Below are 15987 nucleotides of genomic sequence, written 5' to 3'. Positions count from 1 at the left end.
AAATCAATTCCGCATGGCGCCGGCGTCGTACCAGCCTTTGCTCCGATTGACGATCCGCACGACGAGCAACATCACGGGCACCTCGATGAGCACGCCAACGACTGTCGCCAACGCGGCACCGGACTGGAAACCAAACAGGCTGATCGCGGCGGCAACGGCCAGTTCAAAGAAATTGGATGCGCCGATTAGCGCCGACGGGCACGCAATGCTGTGCTTCTCGCCGACCCGGCGATTGAGCCAGTACGCCAGGCCGGAGTTGAAGAACACCTGGATAAGAATGGGTACGGCCAGCATGGCGATAACCAGCGGCTGCCCGATGATGGCCTCGCCCTGGAACGCGAAGAGCAGTACCAGCGTCAGCAGCAGGGCGGCCATCGAGAATGGCCCGATTCGCTCCAGCGCCGCTTCGAACGCCGCCTGGCCGCGGCGAAGCAGCGCCCGGCGCCAGAGCTGGGCAAGAATGACCGGAATCACGATGTACAGCCCGACGGACACCAAGAGCGTGTCCCAAGGCACGGTGATGGCCGATAGACCCAACAGCAGTCCAACCACGGGCGCGAACGCGAACACCATGATGGTGTCGTTCAGCGCCACCTGGGACAGCGTGAAAACCGGGTCGCCGCCGGTCAACCGGCTCCAGACGAAAACCATGGCGGTACACGGCGCCGCGGCCAGGAGGATCAGGCCGGCGATGTAGCTATCCAATTGGTCGGCGGGCAACCACGGGGAAAAGATCTGGCGGATGAAAAGCCACCCCAGAAAGGCCATCGAAAAGGGCTTGACGGCCCAATTGATGAACAGCGTCACGCCGATGCCGCGCCAATGCTGCTTGACCTGGCCCAGTGCGCCGAAGTCCACCTTGAGCAACATCGGAATGATCATCACCCAGATCAGGACCCCAACCGGCAGGTTGACCTGGGCGACCTCCAGGCGGCCAATCGCCTGGAACAACGCCGGCATAAGCTGCCCAAGCGTCACCCCCAGGACGATGCAGAGGAAGACCCACAACGTGAGGTAGCGCTCGAAAACACTCATTCCGGGGCGCTCGCGCGGGGCCGGCGCCGCCTGCGTACTGGACGGCATCGGTTTACTCCCGGGACTGGCCAATGCCGCGCAGCTCGGTCTGCAGCGACATGGCATCCAGGCGGTCAAGCGGCAAGGACAAGAACAGTTCGATACGGCGCTTGAGCATTCGCGCAGCTTCGTGGAAGGCCTTGAGGCGTTCTTCCTCGCTGCCCTCATGCGCCGCGGGATCCGCCACGCCCCAGTGCGCAGTCATCGGATGGCCCGGCCATACCGGGCAGACTTCACCCGCCGCGTTGTCGCACACCGTGATGATGAAGTCCATTCTGGGGGCATCCGGGGTGGCGAACTCGTCCCAACTCTTGCTCCGGTACCCATCCGCGGGCAACGAATAGGATTTGAGGGTGGCGAGAGCTAGAGGGTGGACCTCGCCCTTGGGAGTGCTACCAGCCGAGTACGCCTGAAATCGGCCAGCGCCCAACCCCTTAAGCAGCCCTTCGGCCAGGATTGAACGCGCGGAATTGCCTGTGCATAGAAAGAGCACATTGAAAGGGGAGTGCGACATGAGATTTCCTAGCAGCAACGGGTAGTGGAGTTTGCTTTTGGGGTGCAGCAACCGGTGGGCGCCGCAGCTTTGATCGACGGCGAACCGCAGTCGGGCGCCGCCACCTGATCGACATGAGCGCTGTGCGCCTCGCCATAGACGGGGATGGAGCCCAGCGTGTGGAAGTGCTCCCAAGCCAATCCTTGTGGATCGGTGACCCAGTATTTCTCGCTGCGGGCGTAGCAGCAGGACGTTTCTCCCTGATCATCCAGAACCAGGCTCGCAGCCTGCGCCCGGGATTTCAATGCATCCAGTTCCTCGGCGCTGTCGGCCTGAATCCCGAAATGATCAACGCCCAGGCCGGCGCCACGGGTCGATATGGCGAAGTTCACAGGAGGATCATCCAGCATCCACTTTGCGTAGTCGGATTCGACGCGGGCTGGCTCAAGCGCGAAAAGCCGGGAATAGAAACCAATGTTCCTGGCCAGGTCGTCGACATGTAGATGGACGTGGAAGCGCTTCATGGAGAACTCCTGATTAGCAGGTCGTGCAGGCCGCGGGACCGGAAGCCTCGCAGGGCGCTCCCTGGCAGCAATGCTCGGTGAGATAGCCGAGCAAGCCATTCATCTTCGAGAAATCGGCGCGGTAGATCAGATTGCGCCCCTGTTGCTCGACGCTAACCAGGCCCGCATGCGCCAGCTCCTTCAGGTGAAAGGAAAGCGTGTTGCGCGCGACTCCGAGCTGGTCCGCCAGGACGCTAGGCATGAGTCCTGGCAACCCGGCCACCACGAGCGCGCGGAAAGTCCGCAGTCGTTGGGGATGGGCGAGAGCGCCGAGCGCTGAGATGGCTTGATCTTCGTTCATGATTCAATCATACAACGATTGTTGAATTATATGCCAGTGCAGAACTGCCGTTCGCTTGCATGAACCTGTTCAGTCCCGCTCAGACTCCTGACCATGGAGCGGGGAAACAGTCGTGAACTGATTTGCGCAACGTAGGCTTTCCTGTATTGGTTCAAAAGCCGAACAACTTAAGCAAATCCATCCCATATCCGTACCGGGTTTCTTGCTTCCGGGATCTCGAGCGGGTGCGCACTGAATTTTGCTTGGAGACGGTGCAAGTACCCTTGATTTCCGTAGCGATCTGGTGGAAGGCCTAATGGAAGACTCCGCCGATCTCGAGCCTCAGCATTCTTCATCCCGAACGATAGCCGGGCCAATCAATTGCACCTGAGTAATTGCTCTTCCACAGGTAGTACGTAGCGTTGCTAATCCCATGTTTGCGGCATAGTTCGGCGACCGGCGTGCCGGCTTCGCCCTCCGTCAACACGGCAAGGATCTGACTCTCTGTAAATCTACTTTTCTTCAAGGGAGTCTCCGACGCATGGAGGCGCCGAAATTCTGCCGGTTGGGGCCTATTGGGAGAGGGAGCTTATGGGAGTTCATTCGAGGAGTTAGGAAGCTCAATCAACCAATAGCCATTAGCTGAGGAAGGAGAGGATGCATCATCGCGTTTTCATACATCTACTAGTCAGAGCAGCTCATGCTGATCGCGCTGGGGTATGAATCGCGGCGTGCCATTAGGGGTTTTATCCGTTTACGATTGAAATAGTGCAGAGGACAATATTTGATTGTTTACAACCCTTCGCTATCCGCATGGACTCGGCACACCAGAAGAAGACACCCGGAAAAACGGGCCGCCTTACGACAACGCTTGAACGGGGGCTGCGCGTGCTGCAATGTTTCGACAGCCGCGATGCCGTGCTCAGCAACGGCGAAATAACCAAGCGCACAGGGCTTCCCAAGGCCACGGTATCGCGGCTGACGCATACGCTGGTGCAGCTGGGATACCTGAGGGTGAGTCCGGACAATGGCCAGTTCATCCTCGGCATTGGGGTGTTGTGCCTGGGTTATCCGCTGATGTCGGGAAACGTCCTCAGTCCCTCCATGTCGCAGCACCTGACGCGCCTGGCGCAGCTGATCGACGGGACCGCCACGATCAGCATGCGGGACCACTTGCGCATTGTCTCGCTTCAATCGGAAAGCGCTAACGATGTGCTGCGCCGCCGGCCAGGAATAGGGCTTTCCCTGCCGTTCTGCGGCAGCACCGCGGGTTTGGCCTGGCTGATCGGCGCAACCGAAGACGAGCGGGCCAGGGCGATACGGGAGCTGCACTACGCCGCCGATGAAGAAGCCGTCGTCAAGTATTTGAACCTCTATCGCAACGCGGCAGCCTTTCATCGACGGGAAGGCTACGTCATGACGGAAAACCTGGTGCATCAGGACACCGCCGTCTACGCCAGGACCCTGTACCGCCGGCCAGGCGAAGACCTGCTGATTCTGTCATGTGCGATCTCCACGCGCACCCCGGCCGGGCAGGATGCGAGGACCTCCGTGCCGAGGCTGTTGGCCGGGGTGGCGGAAACCCTCAACGACGACCTCCGGAAGCCCACGCGTTCCAGGGCAAGTGATAGGGCCTCAGCGTAAATCGTCTGCCTCATACAGGCGATGGATACGCTCACGCAGACCTTCGGACAAGACAACCTTTTCACCGGAGGCATTGCACAGCCAGACGCAGATTGCGTGGCTGGACGCAACCCGCCCCTGATGCCACACCGCGAACTCCATGCGGAAGCTGGAGTTCTTCAGCCAGACGAATTTTCCGGTGGTCAAGACCCGGGTCGCGATACCGATAGGCCTGTCATAGCCGACAGTCAATTCCCGGATGACCGGGCCTGCGCCGTTCAGCGCGAAGGGCGGATAGTCCAGTTCAAGAAACATCGCATTGCGGACCTCTTCGAACCAGCCCAGGTGTGCGCGGTGGTTTACGTGGCGAAACGCATCCAGTTCACTCCAGCGCACATCGAATTCCAGTCCAAATCGCCAACCGGTCTCGACGCCGTATGCGGCGATGGTGTCGTCAGTCAATTGAGGCATATCGATTTTGTCCTGTCAGTGTCGCCTGTTGCAGTCATACCCATTCAAACCCGACCTTCTGGCCTGACGTCTGCCCGATGGCTTGCCCGCGCAGGCTGTCGGCCGCACTGAGCAGCAAGCTGCGCGAAACGAAAGAGGGCAGCTCCTGCGCACGTTGCTCACACAGTTCCGCCTTCAGGCGGCGGGCCTGCATGACGGCGGGCATATCTGAATCCGCCAGCGCCAGCAGGTCGACGACATGCAGGGCAAGCTGGGTTTCTCCTGCCTTCTGCAAGGAGAGGGCATGCTGCAGCACTTGCTCCGGACGCTTCACGGCGCCCAGGACCGCGCCAGCTGCCGCCCGAACCGGGCTGGGATGCAGATCCGTGGGATTGCGGTTCCACCAGCCGTTCTCGGAACGCCAGACATCGCGGATCACGAATTCCGCGCAGCCGTAAGAAGGTTTCATGTAAGGGTTCCCGAAGAGTTCGGCGGGCAACTCTACGGCATGGATGATTTCTTCAACAGACAGGCCGGCATTCATGTGGCGCACGACCTCCTGCCTCAGGTATCGGAGGGCTCGCGCCGGAACGGAAAGCGCCTCGGCGATTTCCTCCTTCGCCGTCAAGGGCTTGCCGAACTCGGGGATCAATACCTCCGGATCCAGCTCGAGAAATCGCTCCAGCGTATCGGCCCACACGCAGGGATCGCGCAAGATGCGGTAAGGCGAGCCGCTATTGGGGCAGGTCTTGATGAATGCGTTCGAACCATAAAGCACCTTGGATTCCGGAATCCAGACGGCAGTTCCATCGTCGGTTTCGCCCGGCGCGTGCAGCAAGTGCACGCAACGCTCCGAGCCATGGACGAGCATTGTGTGTCGGTACGTCGTATCGGCCGGCGTGAACCAGTTCGAGGGCGGATCTTCCGGGTAGGCCGTGCGGAACTGACGGGTATTTGTATGGCTTTGCAGGCCGGCGGTTTCCCGATAGCGGCGGAACCGGCGCGCGACGTTTTCATGGGCAATAAGCTGAGGCGGCAAATGGCCATCTTCCCGGGCCGCCTGTCGCCAGGCGTCGACGCCGTTGTTGTAGCCCATGTGGCCGTGGCTGTAGACGATGAAGGCGACAGGCTTTCCAAGGCCCAGGCGGATCTCTTGAATCATGCGCCGGGTGATGTCGCCGCCCGGTCCGCTATCCACCAGTAGCAGGCCGCTGCCCAGATCGACGACCAGGGAATTTCCCTGGCCGCCCAGCGTATATACATGGGGGGCATGTTGGATAAGTCCGTGGCTGCGCATCAAAACGTCGGCACGTGTCATGGTTGTTGTCTCCTTTGGGACGGGCGTCATTGGTCATGTATCCGGGCAAATTCTAGGTGTGGTGTTGCCGTCGGGGATCAACGTTTCATTCTTTGGAACAATGTGTTCGGCAGGCGCCGAAGTCCCTAGAATTTTCTCCACGCACGGACACCCTGGCATGGCCGCCGGGGAGGCTGCGACATAAGCAAAATCCACGGAGACAAGCATGTTCAACTTTGCAAAGCCCTTGGCCAAGCTGGGCTTGATGGCAATGTATTGCCTGCCGGCTTGGGCCCAAGCCACCTTTCCGACACACGCCGTGGTGGCGGTTTCGCCCTTCGCCGCCGGCGGACCGAACGACACCTCACTGCGCCTCATCCTCCAGGGGATGGCTGCCAAGTTCGGCGGCGACTACGTGGTCGAAAACAAGCCCGGGGCAACTACGCGAATCGCCAATCAGTACGTGGCCCGGGCCAAACCTGACGGACACACCTGGCTCTATGCGGCAGCGCCCATCGCGAATTTCGCGGCTGCCAATGTCAAGACGTCCTACGACCTACGCAAGGACTTCGCGTTCATCGGCCCGGTTGTCGTCACGCCGCTGTTTCTGGTGGTCAAGGCGGACAGCCCCTACCGTAGCGTCGCAGACTTTGTAGACGCCGCGCGCAGCCGCCCGGACGGCGTGACGTTCGCAAACTCCGGCTATGGGGCCTCTCCGCACCTGACCGCGGAGTTGTTCTCAATGAAGGCGGGATTCAAGCTGCTGCCGATCCAGATGAAGGGCGATGCCGCCTCCTACATCGAACTTCTGGCAGGGCGCGTGGATGCAACGTTGACCTCGCTGACCGGCGCCTTGCCATTTATCCGGGAGGGCCGCCTGCGTGTGCTGGCCGTCGCCTCACCCGAGCGTTCCAGGATCTATCCAGACGCCCCCACGTTCAAGGAAGCCGGATATCCCGACGTCGTCGGCTTCGGCTGGTTCGGCCTGCTTGCACCGAAGGAGACGCCATCCGATGTTGTGCAACTGGTCAATCATCGAATCAATGAGTTGGCTTCCGATGCAGCCTTTACGGAACGTCTGCTATCCACCGGCGTGGAAATTGCGCCCCAGACGCCTGAGCAATTCAAGCAATTCGTGAACGAGGAGGTCCGCAAGTGGGGCGAGGTCATGAAAGAAAACAATATCAAGCTGGATTGAGGACGAACGAGATGCAAGGTGCTGATGCAGTCAGGAAGGGGACGGCAGGGGTCGTGCTGTTCGACAACCCCGTCCGCAGGGACATCGTCAAGGGCATCCACACGATCGGAGGGCAGGGGAATTCGCTTGCCATCGAGACAGGCCGCGGCGTCGTAGTGGTGGACGCCGGGCCGGGAGGCAAGATCACGGCGGCGATGATCGCGAATCTGCGCGCCATCACTCAAGCGCCCGTCCATGCCATCGTCTACAGCCACGGGCACAACGGCTACAACTCGGGCGTTTCCGCTTGGCGCGAGCATGCGGAATCGCGCGGCGAAGCCGGACCGGTCTTGATTGGACACCGCGGCGTTGCGTGGCGCTATGGCCGATACGTGGAGACGGCTGGGCTACAGCAATGGTTGAACGGCCGGCAGTTCCGCAGGGAATTCAAGCCTTACATGGCCGATGCGTTCCAGTCACCCGACGTTCAGTTCGAAGACTTTCTCTCGCTGGACTGCGGCGACCGCAGCGTAGAGCTGATTCACGCTCCCTCAGAAACCGATGACAGCATTGCGGTATGGCTGCCCCAGGATCGATTCCTGTATGCGGGCCCCGCATTCATCCGTAGCATCCCGAACGCCGGAACGCCGCTGCGCACCTTCCGGGATCCGATGCGTTGGGCGGGAACCCTGGAGCGCCTTCAGGCGCTAGGCGCCGCCATCCTGATGCCGGAATTCGGTGATCCCGTGACGCGCCCCGAAGAGATACAGGCCGCATTTTCGGTCACCGTCCGGGCATTGCGCTACCTGCGCGCGGAGGTAGTGGCGCGTATGAACCAGGGCATGGACGAGCGGGATATCCTGGCGGACATGTCCTATCCGGACGAGATCTTCGGCCACCCATTCCTGCGGCCGATCTACGGGTGTCCGGAATACATCGTGCGGGAGATCTGGCGTTCTGAAAACGGCTGGTGGGACCGCAATCCAACCACGCTGCATCCGGCGCGTCCGCAGGCGGTTGCCGCCGCCTTGCGCGCCGCATTGGGCGACGTCGATTCGGTGCTGGACCACGCGCGTACCTTGCAACGACAAGGAAAAACGCAGTTGGCCCTGCATGTGGTCGATCTGGTGGCGTCAAGCCAGAACGACGATCCGCAAACCCTGTTGGCCCGCGAACTGAAGGCGGAACTGTGCGTAGAACGCGCTACGCAAATGCCCTCCATCGTATCGCGCAACATTCTGCTCAGCAGCGCCGAGGACGTGCTTGGTCTGCCCATCGGGGCGCGTCGCGCGGACGACCCCGCCTTCGAATTTTCCTGGAACTAGGTGATGGAAAAGATACTTGACCACCACGAAATCCGTCATGGGCGCGCGCTCGCCCATGGGGTATCCCTGCATTACGCGGAATGCGGCGACCCGGCGAATCCGCTGATGCTGTTCATCCATGGCTTTCCCGAGGCGTGGTTCGCGTGGCGGGAGCAGATGCGTCATTTCAGCGAAAAATATCATGTGGTTGCCGTCGACACCCGCGGCATCAACGAGTCCGACAAACCCGGCCAGGTCGAAGACTACCGCATCAAGCCTCTGGTCAAAGACATCGTCGTCTTGATCGAGGCACTTGGCCACGAGCGCTGCATCCTGGTCGGGCACGATTGGGGCGGCGCAATCGCCTGCGCGGTGGCGCTGGCTGCTCCCCAGCGGCTGCTTGGCCTTGTCCTCATCAATGCGGTGCACCCAGTCTTGTTTGCACGCCAACTGCTGCGCAATCCCGCGCAGCAGGCGGCCAGCCAATACATGCTGGATTTTCGCAGCGAGCATTTTGCGCAAGCTGTTCAACAGGATGATTGCGCCTACTTGATAGCGATGCTCTCCGAGGATGGAGACAGGCCGGATTGGCTGAACGACGCGGCGTTGGAAGAGTATCGCGCGGCATGGTCGCGTCCAGGCGCGGTGGCTTCGGGCCTCAACTATTACAGGGCGACGGCGCTGTACCCCGGTAACGATGCTCAACTGGCAGAAGTCGGCGACAGCAACCTCGACGCGTTCATTTTGCGCATGCCTACGCTCGTGCTCTGGGGGATGCGAGACCGCTATCTGCTTGCCGGTTGCCTGGACGGATTGGATCAATTCATACCGGATCTGCAGCTCCATACGCGCGACGATGCGTCGCACTGGATCGCGCACGAAAAGCCTGAGTGGATAAATACGATGATAGACACCTTTGCGCTTGGCGCCAGGGCAGGGGAGTGATGACGTGACCGATACGCAGTTGCTCACCCGGCTGTTTTACCCCCGAAGCGTCGCCATCGTGGGCGCGTCCTCGTCGCCGACCAAGATCGGCGCGGTACCCGTATCGTTGCTTGCGCAACATGGCTACGGCGGCAAGCTCTATCCCATCAACCCGGCCGCCGAGACGGTGCAGGGCATGCCTGCATTCGAATCTCTGACTGCCGTGAAGGCGCCGGTGGACCTGGCGATCGTTTCGGTGCCGGCGGCGCGGGTGTTGCCGGTCCTGCATGAGGCCCTGGAACTCGGCACAAAGAACTTCGTGCTGTTTTCATCAGGTTTCGCCGAAGCCGGAGAGGCAGGGCGGCTTCAGCAACAACAGTTGACCGAGCTGGCGCTTGGCCACGGGGCAAACATACTTGGGCCGAACTGCCTGGGCTTCATGAACATACGGGAGCGCGTTTTCGCGACATTCTGCACCGGGCCGGCCGGAGGATTGGTACAGCCGGGCAATGTAGCCATCGTGTCGCAAAGCGGGGCGTTCGCGGGCTACGCGTATACCTTGGCTCGCGAGCGCGGTCTGGGCCTTTCGCATTGGATCACCACCGGCAACCAGTGCAGCATCGATGTCGCCGACTGCATCGCCTGGCTGGCCGGCGACCCGCAAACTCGCGTCATCATGGTCTATATGGAAGGTTGCACGGACGGCGAAAAGCTAAAGGATGCGCTGGCCAAGGCATACGCCGCCGGCAAGCCCGTCGTGGCCTGCAAAGTTGGACGGACGTCGTCAGGGGCCCAGGCGGCGGCGTCGCATACAGCGGCCATGGCGGGCGATGACGCCGTCTATTCCGCCTTGTTCAAGCAATATGGTGTGGCCCGCGCTTACACCGTCGAGGAATTCTTCAATTTGGGCTACGCCTTTTCCGTGGCGGACGCATTGCCGTCGAACCGGGACATCGGATTGCTGACAATGTCGGGAGGCGTGGGCGCGCTGATGGCGGACGATGCGCAGATCGCAGGCTTGACCATGTCGCCGCTGCCCAAAGCAGCCAGGCAGTCGATCTTGCGCAGAGTGCCATTCGCCGGCGTGAACAATCCGGTGGACATCACCGGGCAAGCCACGTCTGAGATGGACCTTTTGTCGTATACGGCTCGGCTGATGCTGGACGAGGGGAGGTACGGCTCCCTGGTGGTCTTCGTGGGTGCTGTCGCCGCATCTCCGGCGCTTTGGCCGCATGTGCGCGAGTTCGTCTGCGATATCCGCAGTGCCTATCCTGACACGCCGCTTGTGCTCAGTTGTACGATCGCCCCGGCCAACAAACAGGACCTGGAGTCCTTGGGGTGTCTCGTGTTTTCCGACCCTAGCACCGCCATCCACATGGTTCGCGCCTTGTGTTCCCGCCGCGACGGCAGACCTCCGCGCGGCCTGCCAGGCAGGACAGGTACCAGGACCGTCGCATTTCCGGAGCGTCTGGGCGAAGCGGCATCGTTCGCATTGCTCGAGGCCGCCGGCATACCGACGGTCTGCGCGACGGTATGCGCGAACCCACGCGAAGCGGTCGCTGCCGCGCGGCGGTCGGGCTATCCGGTCGTCATGAAAATCGCATCGGCGGACATCGCGCACAAGAGCGATGTAGGTGGCGTGCGCCTCGCCATCGCCGACGACGCGAGCGTCGAATCGGCATTCAGCGAGATCATGGCCACCGTGGCCGCCAATGCGCCAACGGCGGCATTGGATGGCGTTCTGGTTGCACCGATGGTGAAAGGAGGGGTCGAATGCATTCTGGGCGCCCACATCGATCCGGTTTTCGGCCCGGTAGTGATGTTCGGCCTGGGAGGCGTGTTCGTGGAGGTCCTGAAGGATGTCAGCTTCCGCCTGGCGCCGATAGACGAGGACGAGGCTCGCAGCATGGTGGCCGAGATACGGGGCGCGCCTTTGTTGGCCGGTGCGCGCGGAGCGGAACCTTCCGACATCCAGGCGCTTTGCCGCGCCATCGCCGCGCTATCGGAATTTGCCGCCGCCAATCGGGAAGGCCTTTCATCCATCGACGTGAACCCGCTCGCAGTCCTTCCAGAGGGTAGCGGCTGCATCGCGCTTGACGCCGTCATCGTCCCGCGGACCTAGGGCCGTACTCATTAGCAACGACAAACCGAGGGTGCGGGTCCAACGGGTCCGAAGCCCGCACCCTTGGTTTACTTGATTCTGACTTGGCAATCCGCCCGACGCGACGAGGGCTGGGGGTTAGGACCGTTACTCTCCAGATTTATTACTTTACATAATAAACATTATGCGTATTACAGATAGATCAGGCAGAGTTTCCCATAGCCGCTGGCGGACAGCTTGGCATCCTTCGCCACAATCCCGAGCTGACGGTCCAGGAATCGCTCTGCCGGCGGCTTGCAAGACCAAACCTTGCATCACATCCGGGACTCCTCTAAAACGTATCCGTATCATCACCAGCGAGGCGATCTTGCAAGTTTCAACCCTGCGCCATTTCCGCCTGTACCTGCCGCTGATACTCCTCGCGTTGCTCCTGGGTTTCCCTCCGGCCTCATCTGCAGCGCTACCCAGCCTGACCGGATCGACTGCCAGCAAGCCCGTCGACCGCACGGAGCCGAACCAATCGCTGGACCAGGTCATCCAGACGCTGGAAAACGACAAGCAACGCGCAGACCTCCTGGGCCAGTTGAAGCAACTGCGCGACGCCACCAAGCCAGGTGCGACGAACGAAAAAGACGGCATTCTCGCCCTCATCCGCGACACCGCCGAAAGCCTGGAAAGACGCCTGGACGGCCCCGAAGGCGCCTTGACCCGCTGGGGCATGCTGTACCGGCAGGCACGAGCCGAACTCGCAACCGGTTTGCCCGCATGGCGCGAGTGGCCCACGCTGATAGCCGATTTCCTGATGGTCCTGGCGATCTGGGCCGGTCTGGCCCTGGCGCTGCGCTGGATAGGCCGGCGCCTCGAGCGCCGTCGGGCGCCGGCGGACGCGGCGCGCGGCCGTCCGAAGACCCGCCAGCTGCTCTGGCAGGCGGCGCGGCAGTTGGCGCCCTGGGCCATCGCCTTCGTGATCATGCTCTCTCTTTCCGTCCTGACGCCGGACTCCGTGGGCCGGCTCGGGGCCTTGGTGCTCGCCTACGTGTTGCTCGTCGGCGCCTTGTTTTCATCCCTCTGCCTGATCGCCCTGACCCTGCTGGACGGCCCGCACCGCGGCCAGGCGCTCGACATCCTGCAGCGGCGCGCGGACTTGCCACTCTGGCTGATAGGCAGCTTGGCCGCCCTGGGCGACGCCTTGCACGATCCTGAGATAACCGGCGTGTTCGGACCGGGCATCGCGCAATTCGCCGGCCTGTTGGCCAACGTGGCCGCCGCGACGCTGAGCGCGCTGTTCATCCTGCGGTTCCGCCGGCCCGTCACGCACCTGATCCGCAATCAGCCCAGAGATCGCCGCGTCAAGCGCCAGGGGCTGCACAAACTGTTGCGGCTGATCGGTCCGCTGTGGTTCATCCCATTCCTCATCCTGGTCGGCATCTCGCTGGTGACCACCCTCGCCACCGCCGACGACAGCGATCAGGTGATACGCCGCGCCCTGCTCTGCGCGCTGGTGGCCATCGCGGGCATGGCCGCAAGCGCCATCATCCGACGCGCCTACCTGAATTCCAGCCGCGCCGCCAACCGGCGCACTGCCTACCTGGGACAGTTCAGATACTTCGGCTACACCGTGCTCTGGGTCGCCAACCTGCTGGTGTTCCTGGAAATCGGCCTGCGCGTGCTGGGCCTGTCGCTGATCGGGCTCATGGAAACCAGCGGATCGGCGATCGGCCCCAGGGTCGCGAGCTTCGTCGGCACCCTTCTGGTGGCCTGGCTGATCTGGATACTCACGGACACCGCGCTGCAGCACGCCCTGGGCGCAAGCGGGAAGAACCGGGCCAATGTCCGCGCGCTGACCATGCTGCCGCTGATTCGCAATATCCTGTTCGCCACGATTTTCGTGATTGCCGTGATCGTCGCGCTGGCCAACATGGGCATGAACGTCACGCCGCTGCTGGCTGGCGCCGGCGTCATCGGCCTGGCCATCGGCTTCGGCGCGCAATCGCTGGTGGCCGACCTGATCACGGGCTTGTTCATCATCATCGAGAACTCCCTTTCCATCGATGACTACGTGGACGTGGGCAATCACCTTGGGTTTGTCGAGGGCCTGACCATCCGCACCGTGCGCCTGCGGGACCTGGATGGCGTGGTGCACACGATTCCGTTCAGCGAGATCAAGACCATCAAGAACTACTCGCGCGAGTTCGGCTACGCCATGTTCCGCTGGCCGGTGCCGGCCACCATGCCGATCGACGACGCCGAGGCGCTGATCCGCGAGGTGGCCATGGAGCTGCGCACCGATCCGGCGATCTATCCCTTCCTGTGGTCTCCGATAGAACAGCAAGGAGTTGAAAGCTTCGACAACGGCCAGGCCATCCTGCGCTTCCGCTTCAAGACGGCGCCGCTGCGGCAATGGGAAGTCCAGCGCGCCTTCAACCTGCGCCTGCGGCGCCGGCTGGATCAGGCCGGACTGGAACCGTCCATGCCGCGCATGAACGTGCAGCTGTCCAGGGCGCGTCCGCCCAAGCGCTCGGCCGAGGCTTCGGACCAGAGCGCGTGATGCCCTTCCCTCACCTCCCTGCGTCGACGCGCTGCTTGAGCCGGACGCTAGCTCCCGCTTCATAGCCCGGCCATGGCGCGAAGACCTCGCGATAATGCCGGCCGAACAACACCGAGGTCGGACACCTGTAATCCGCCGCGTCGCCTTCCAACCGAACCAGCAAGCTATCGCCCACGCACTCCAACCCTGCCTCGGCCGCTTCGGGCCTGACGCGGCGGGTCATCGCGGGATCACGAAAGAAGTACGCATGGTCCAGGACGGCCAGGCAAACGTACAGGCCCGCCACCGCCGTCAACCACAAGACTCCTGTCCTGAGAGCCGCCACGCCACGCACGCGTTCCGCGCGCGCCTGCAACGGCTTCGCAGCGACCAGGAGCGCCATGCTCAGCAATCCGGAGACGAAATAGGCGGCGGGAGACCAGTTCCGCGTCTCCACATACGGCCCATTCCAGGTCGCAGGACCCATGACCTCAGTTCCCAATAGCAGCCCCACCAGTGCCGCGCAGCCCGCCGTCGCGTGCCCGGCGCCCCGTAGCGCCGAACGGCCGTCCAACGGTCCGGCTGCGCAACGAAGCGCGGCAGCGATGTTGGCGTAGATCAGCAAGTAGCTGGCGGATAGAAACAGCATCGTCGTCACAGAGAATCCAGGAACCACCTTTCATGATTGCGGCCCGCCGCCAGGACCGGCCGCCGCAAGATGGCCGCCCTACTTTCCGGCCACCTCATCACCGCGCCAGCCGCCGCCCAGCGCGCGAAACAACGAGGCCAAGGCGATCTGGCGCTCGGTACGCACTTCGATCAGCGCAATCTGGTTGGCGAAGTCGCTGCGCTGCGCATCCAGGTAGCGCAGATAGTTGTCCACGCCGCCGCGATAGCGCGCCTCGGACAGGCGCAGCGCGGCCTGGCTGCTGTCGGTCTGCGCGCGCAGCGCGTCCTCCTGCCTGCGCAAGGTGTCGGTCGCGGCCAGCCCGTCCATGACCTCGCGGAACGCGGTCTGGATGGACTGTTCGTATTCGGCCACCGCCGCTTCCTTGCGGACCCGGGCCAAATCCAGGTTGGCCTGGTTGCGGCCGCCGTCGAAGATCGGCAGCGTGATTTGTGGCGCGAAGGACCAGGCCCGCTGACCACCCGAAAACAGATCCGACAGGTCAGAACTGGCGCTACCGAACATGCCGGTCAAGGAAATCCGGGGGAAAAATGCCGCGCGCGCGGCGCCTATGTCGGCGTTACGTGCCTGCAAGCGATGCTCGGCGGCGAGGATGTCCGGCCGGTTGGTCAGCAGCTCGGACGGCACACCCGCACGCAGTTGCTGCACCAGCATGGGCGCGGCGCCGTCGTTGGGAGCCAGGTACGGACTCATGTCGCTGATTCCTGCCAACAACGTCAGCGCATTGGTCGACTGCCGGTACTGCCGCTCCATGCGCGCCAGATCGGCGCGCGCCTGGTCCGCCAGGCCCTTCGCCTGCTCATAATCCAGGGCGCTACCAACGCCTTCGGCGCGGCGCCGGGCGATCAGTTGCAAGGACTGCTCACGCGATGCCAGCGTCCGCTCGGTATGCAGGCCGCGCTGGCGCGCGCCTTCGCGTGTCAGGTAGGCCTCTATCACTTCCGCGATCAGGCTGATGCGGGCGCTGCGGGCGCCGTTCTCGGTGGCCAGATACTCTTGCAGCGCCGCCTCCGACAGGCTGCGCACGCGGCCGAACAGGTCCAGCTCGAAAGCCGTGATGCCCACGCCGGCGCGCCATTCGCTCTGCTCGCCGGACGTGCCATTGGTATTCAGATCCGCTGGATTATGCTGACGCGAGCCGCTGGCCTGGGCGCCGATTGACGGCAGCTGCTCGGACCGCTGCACGCGGTACATGGCGCGCGCCGCTTCCACATTGAGCAAGGCGCGGCGCAAGTCCCGGTTATTGGCCAGCGCAGTTTCGATCAGTCCACGCAGCGACGGGTCGGTCACGAAGCCGCGCCAGTCCAGGGTGGCGGCGGCCGAGCCCGGTTCGGACGCGAAGTCCGCCTGGCCTTCGGCGCCCCACTGCTGGGCGACGGGGGACGCGGGGCGCTCATAAGTCGGCGCCAGCGCGCAGCCCGACAGTATTGCCACGACGGCGGCGGCCGCGGCCAGCGGCTTGAACCGCATGAGGGTAAGGCTCATC

At 62.7% G+C, this 15987-nt stretch carries 14 protein-coding genes and 1 pseudogene; 6 read left to right on the top strand and 9 right to left on the bottom strand.

Going from position 1 to position 15987, the window contains the following annotated elements:
• Window positions 1-3 precede the first annotated feature (3 nt).
• The 5 genes and pseudogenes from arsB to ACZ5YA_RS04940 all read right to left on the bottom strand — a co-directional run.
• On the bottom strand, window positions 4-1083 hold the full coding sequence (arsB, locus tag ACZ5YA_RS04960) for an ACR3 family arsenite efflux transporter (RefSeq protein ID WP_464092132.1): 1080 nt from the start codon (window positions 1081-1083) through the stop codon (window positions 4-6).
• Between the two features lie 4 nt (window positions 1084-1087).
• Entirely contained in the window at window positions 1088-1588 is a 501-nt protein-coding gene (locus ACZ5YA_RS04955) for an arsenate reductase ArsC (protein ID WP_059379781.1), read from the bottom strand.
• A gap of 8 nt (window positions 1589-1596) precedes the next feature.
• Complete coding sequence (locus tag ACZ5YA_RS04950) at window positions 1597-2091, bottom strand: ArsI/CadI family heavy metal resistance metalloenzyme (protein ID WP_059379780.1); 495 nt, start codon at window positions 2089-2091, stop codon at window positions 1597-1599.
• Window positions 2092-2104: 13 nt separating this feature from the next.
• Window positions 2105-2431 carry an ArsR/SmtB family transcription factor gene (locus tag ACZ5YA_RS04945; protein WP_059379779.1) on the bottom strand — a complete coding sequence of 109 codons (327 nt, stop codon included), beginning with the start codon at window positions 2429-2431 and terminating at the stop codon, window positions 2105-2107.
• Between the two features lie 364 nt (window positions 2432-2795).
• Window positions 2796-2936, bottom strand: a pseudogene (locus ACZ5YA_RS04940) (transposase); the annotation flags it as partial.
• A 287-nt stretch (window positions 2937-3223) separates the two neighbouring features.
• Here ACZ5YA_RS04940 and ACZ5YA_RS04935 point away from each other — a divergent pair.
• On the top strand, window positions 3224-4054 hold the full coding sequence (locus ACZ5YA_RS04935; protein ID WP_118933079.1) for an IclR family transcriptional regulator: 831 nt from the start codon (window positions 3224-3226) through the stop codon (window positions 4052-4054).
• Here the strand turns inward: ACZ5YA_RS04935 and ACZ5YA_RS04930 are convergent.
• The gene (locus tag ACZ5YA_RS04930; protein WP_464092131.1) at window positions 4046-4504 is read right to left on the bottom strand and encodes an acyl-CoA thioesterase; all 459 of its coding nucleotides are present in this window, start codon (window positions 4502-4504) and stop codon (window positions 4046-4048) included. The two genes, ACZ5YA_RS04935 and ACZ5YA_RS04930, sit on opposite strands and share 9 nt — an antisense overlap.
• Window positions 4505-4538: 34 nt before the next feature.
• Complete coding sequence (locus tag ACZ5YA_RS04925; RefSeq protein WP_464092130.1) at window positions 4539-5801, bottom strand: alkyl sulfatase dimerization domain-containing protein; 1263 nt, start codon at window positions 5799-5801, stop codon at window positions 4539-4541.
• 205 nt (window positions 5802-6006) lie between these two features.
• Here ACZ5YA_RS04925 and ACZ5YA_RS04920 point away from each other — a divergent pair, with 205 nt between their 5' ends.
• From ACZ5YA_RS04920 to ACZ5YA_RS04900, 5 genes are all read left to right on the top strand, one after another.
• On the top strand, window positions 6007-6978 hold the full coding sequence (locus ACZ5YA_RS04920) for a Bug family tripartite tricarboxylate transporter substrate binding protein (protein ID WP_464092129.1): 972 nt from the start codon (window positions 6007-6009) through the stop codon (window positions 6976-6978).
• A gap of 53 nt (window positions 6979-7031) precedes the next feature.
• Window positions 7032-8282 (top strand): alkyl sulfatase dimerization domain-containing protein, encoded by a 1251-nt coding sequence (locus tag ACZ5YA_RS04915; RefSeq protein ID WP_464092128.1) that lies wholly within the window; start codon window positions 7032-7034, stop codon window positions 8280-8282.
• A gap of 3 nt (window positions 8283-8285) precedes the next feature.
• Window positions 8286-9206 (top strand): alpha/beta fold hydrolase, encoded by a 921-nt coding sequence (locus ACZ5YA_RS04910; protein ID WP_464092127.1) that lies wholly within the window; start codon window positions 8286-8288, stop codon window positions 9204-9206.
• A 4-nt stretch (window positions 9207-9210) separates the two neighbouring features.
• On the top strand, window positions 9211-11307 hold the full coding sequence (locus ACZ5YA_RS04905; RefSeq protein ID WP_464092126.1) for an acetate--CoA ligase family protein: 2097 nt from the start codon (window positions 9211-9213) through the stop codon (window positions 11305-11307).
• Between the two features lie 346 nt (window positions 11308-11653).
• Window positions 11654-13834: a mechanosensitive ion channel family protein gene (locus tag ACZ5YA_RS04900; RefSeq protein ID WP_464092125.1), complete on the top strand. Its 2181-nt coding sequence runs from the start codon at window positions 11654-11656 to the stop codon at window positions 13832-13834.
• A gap of 10 nt (window positions 13835-13844) precedes the next feature.
• On the opposite strand, the gene ACZ5YA_RS04895 is transcribed toward ACZ5YA_RS04900, so the two are convergent.
• The gene (locus tag ACZ5YA_RS04895; RefSeq protein WP_464092124.1) at window positions 13845-14471 is read right to left on the bottom strand and encodes a hypothetical protein; all 627 of its coding nucleotides are present in this window, start codon (window positions 14469-14471) and stop codon (window positions 13845-13847) included.
• A 69-nt stretch (window positions 14472-14540) separates the two neighbouring features.
• Window positions 14541-15986 carry an efflux transporter outer membrane subunit gene (locus ACZ5YA_RS04890; RefSeq protein ID WP_464092123.1) on the bottom strand — a complete coding sequence of 482 codons (1446 nt, stop codon included), beginning with the start codon at window positions 15984-15986 and terminating at the stop codon, window positions 14541-14543.
• Window position 15987: the final 1 nt, after the last annotated feature.

It is taken from the genome of Achromobacter sp. JCM 18799 (genome assembly GCF_055395645.1).
Note: the sequence above shows the minus strand (reverse complement) of the source record. Positions and strands in the feature narration are given on the sequence as shown.

Excerpts from the sequence above, each read along its gene's own strand:
- arsB (WP_464092132.1), bottom strand. The coding sequence starts at position 1,083 with ATGCCGTCCAGTACGCAGGCGGCGCCGGCCCCGCGCGAGCGCCCCGGA.
- ACZ5YA_RS04955 (WP_059379781.1), bottom strand. The coding sequence starts at position 1,588 with ATGTCGCACTCCCCTTTCAATGTGCTCTTTCTATGCACAGGCAATTCC.
- ACZ5YA_RS04950 (WP_059379780.1), bottom strand. The coding sequence starts at position 2,091 with ATGAAGCGCTTCCACGTCCATCTACATGTCGACGACCTGGCCAGGAAC.
- ACZ5YA_RS04945 (WP_059379779.1), bottom strand. The coding sequence starts at position 2,431 with ATGAACGAAGATCAAGCCATCTCAGCGCTCGGCGCTCTCGCCCATCCC.
- ACZ5YA_RS04935 (WP_118933079.1), top strand. The coding sequence starts at position 3,224 with ATGGACTCGGCACACCAGAAGAAGACACCCGGAAAAACGGGCCGCCTT.
- ACZ5YA_RS04930 (WP_464092131.1), bottom strand. The coding sequence starts at position 4,504 with ATGCCTCAATTGACTGACGACACCATCGCCGCATACGGCGTCGAGACC.
- ACZ5YA_RS04925 (WP_464092130.1), bottom strand. The coding sequence starts at position 5,801 with ATGACACGTGCCGACGTTTTGATGCGCAGCCACGGACTTATCCAACAT.
- ACZ5YA_RS04920 (WP_464092129.1), top strand. The coding sequence starts at position 6,007 with ATGTTCAACTTTGCAAAGCCCTTGGCCAAGCTGGGCTTGATGGCAATG.
- ACZ5YA_RS04910 (WP_464092127.1), top strand. The coding sequence starts at position 8,286 with ATGGAAAAGATACTTGACCACCACGAAATCCGTCATGGGCGCGCGCTC.
- ACZ5YA_RS04890 (WP_464092123.1), bottom strand. The coding sequence starts at position 15,986 with ATGAGCCTTACCCTCATGCGGTTCAAGCCGCTGGCCGCGGCCGCCGCC.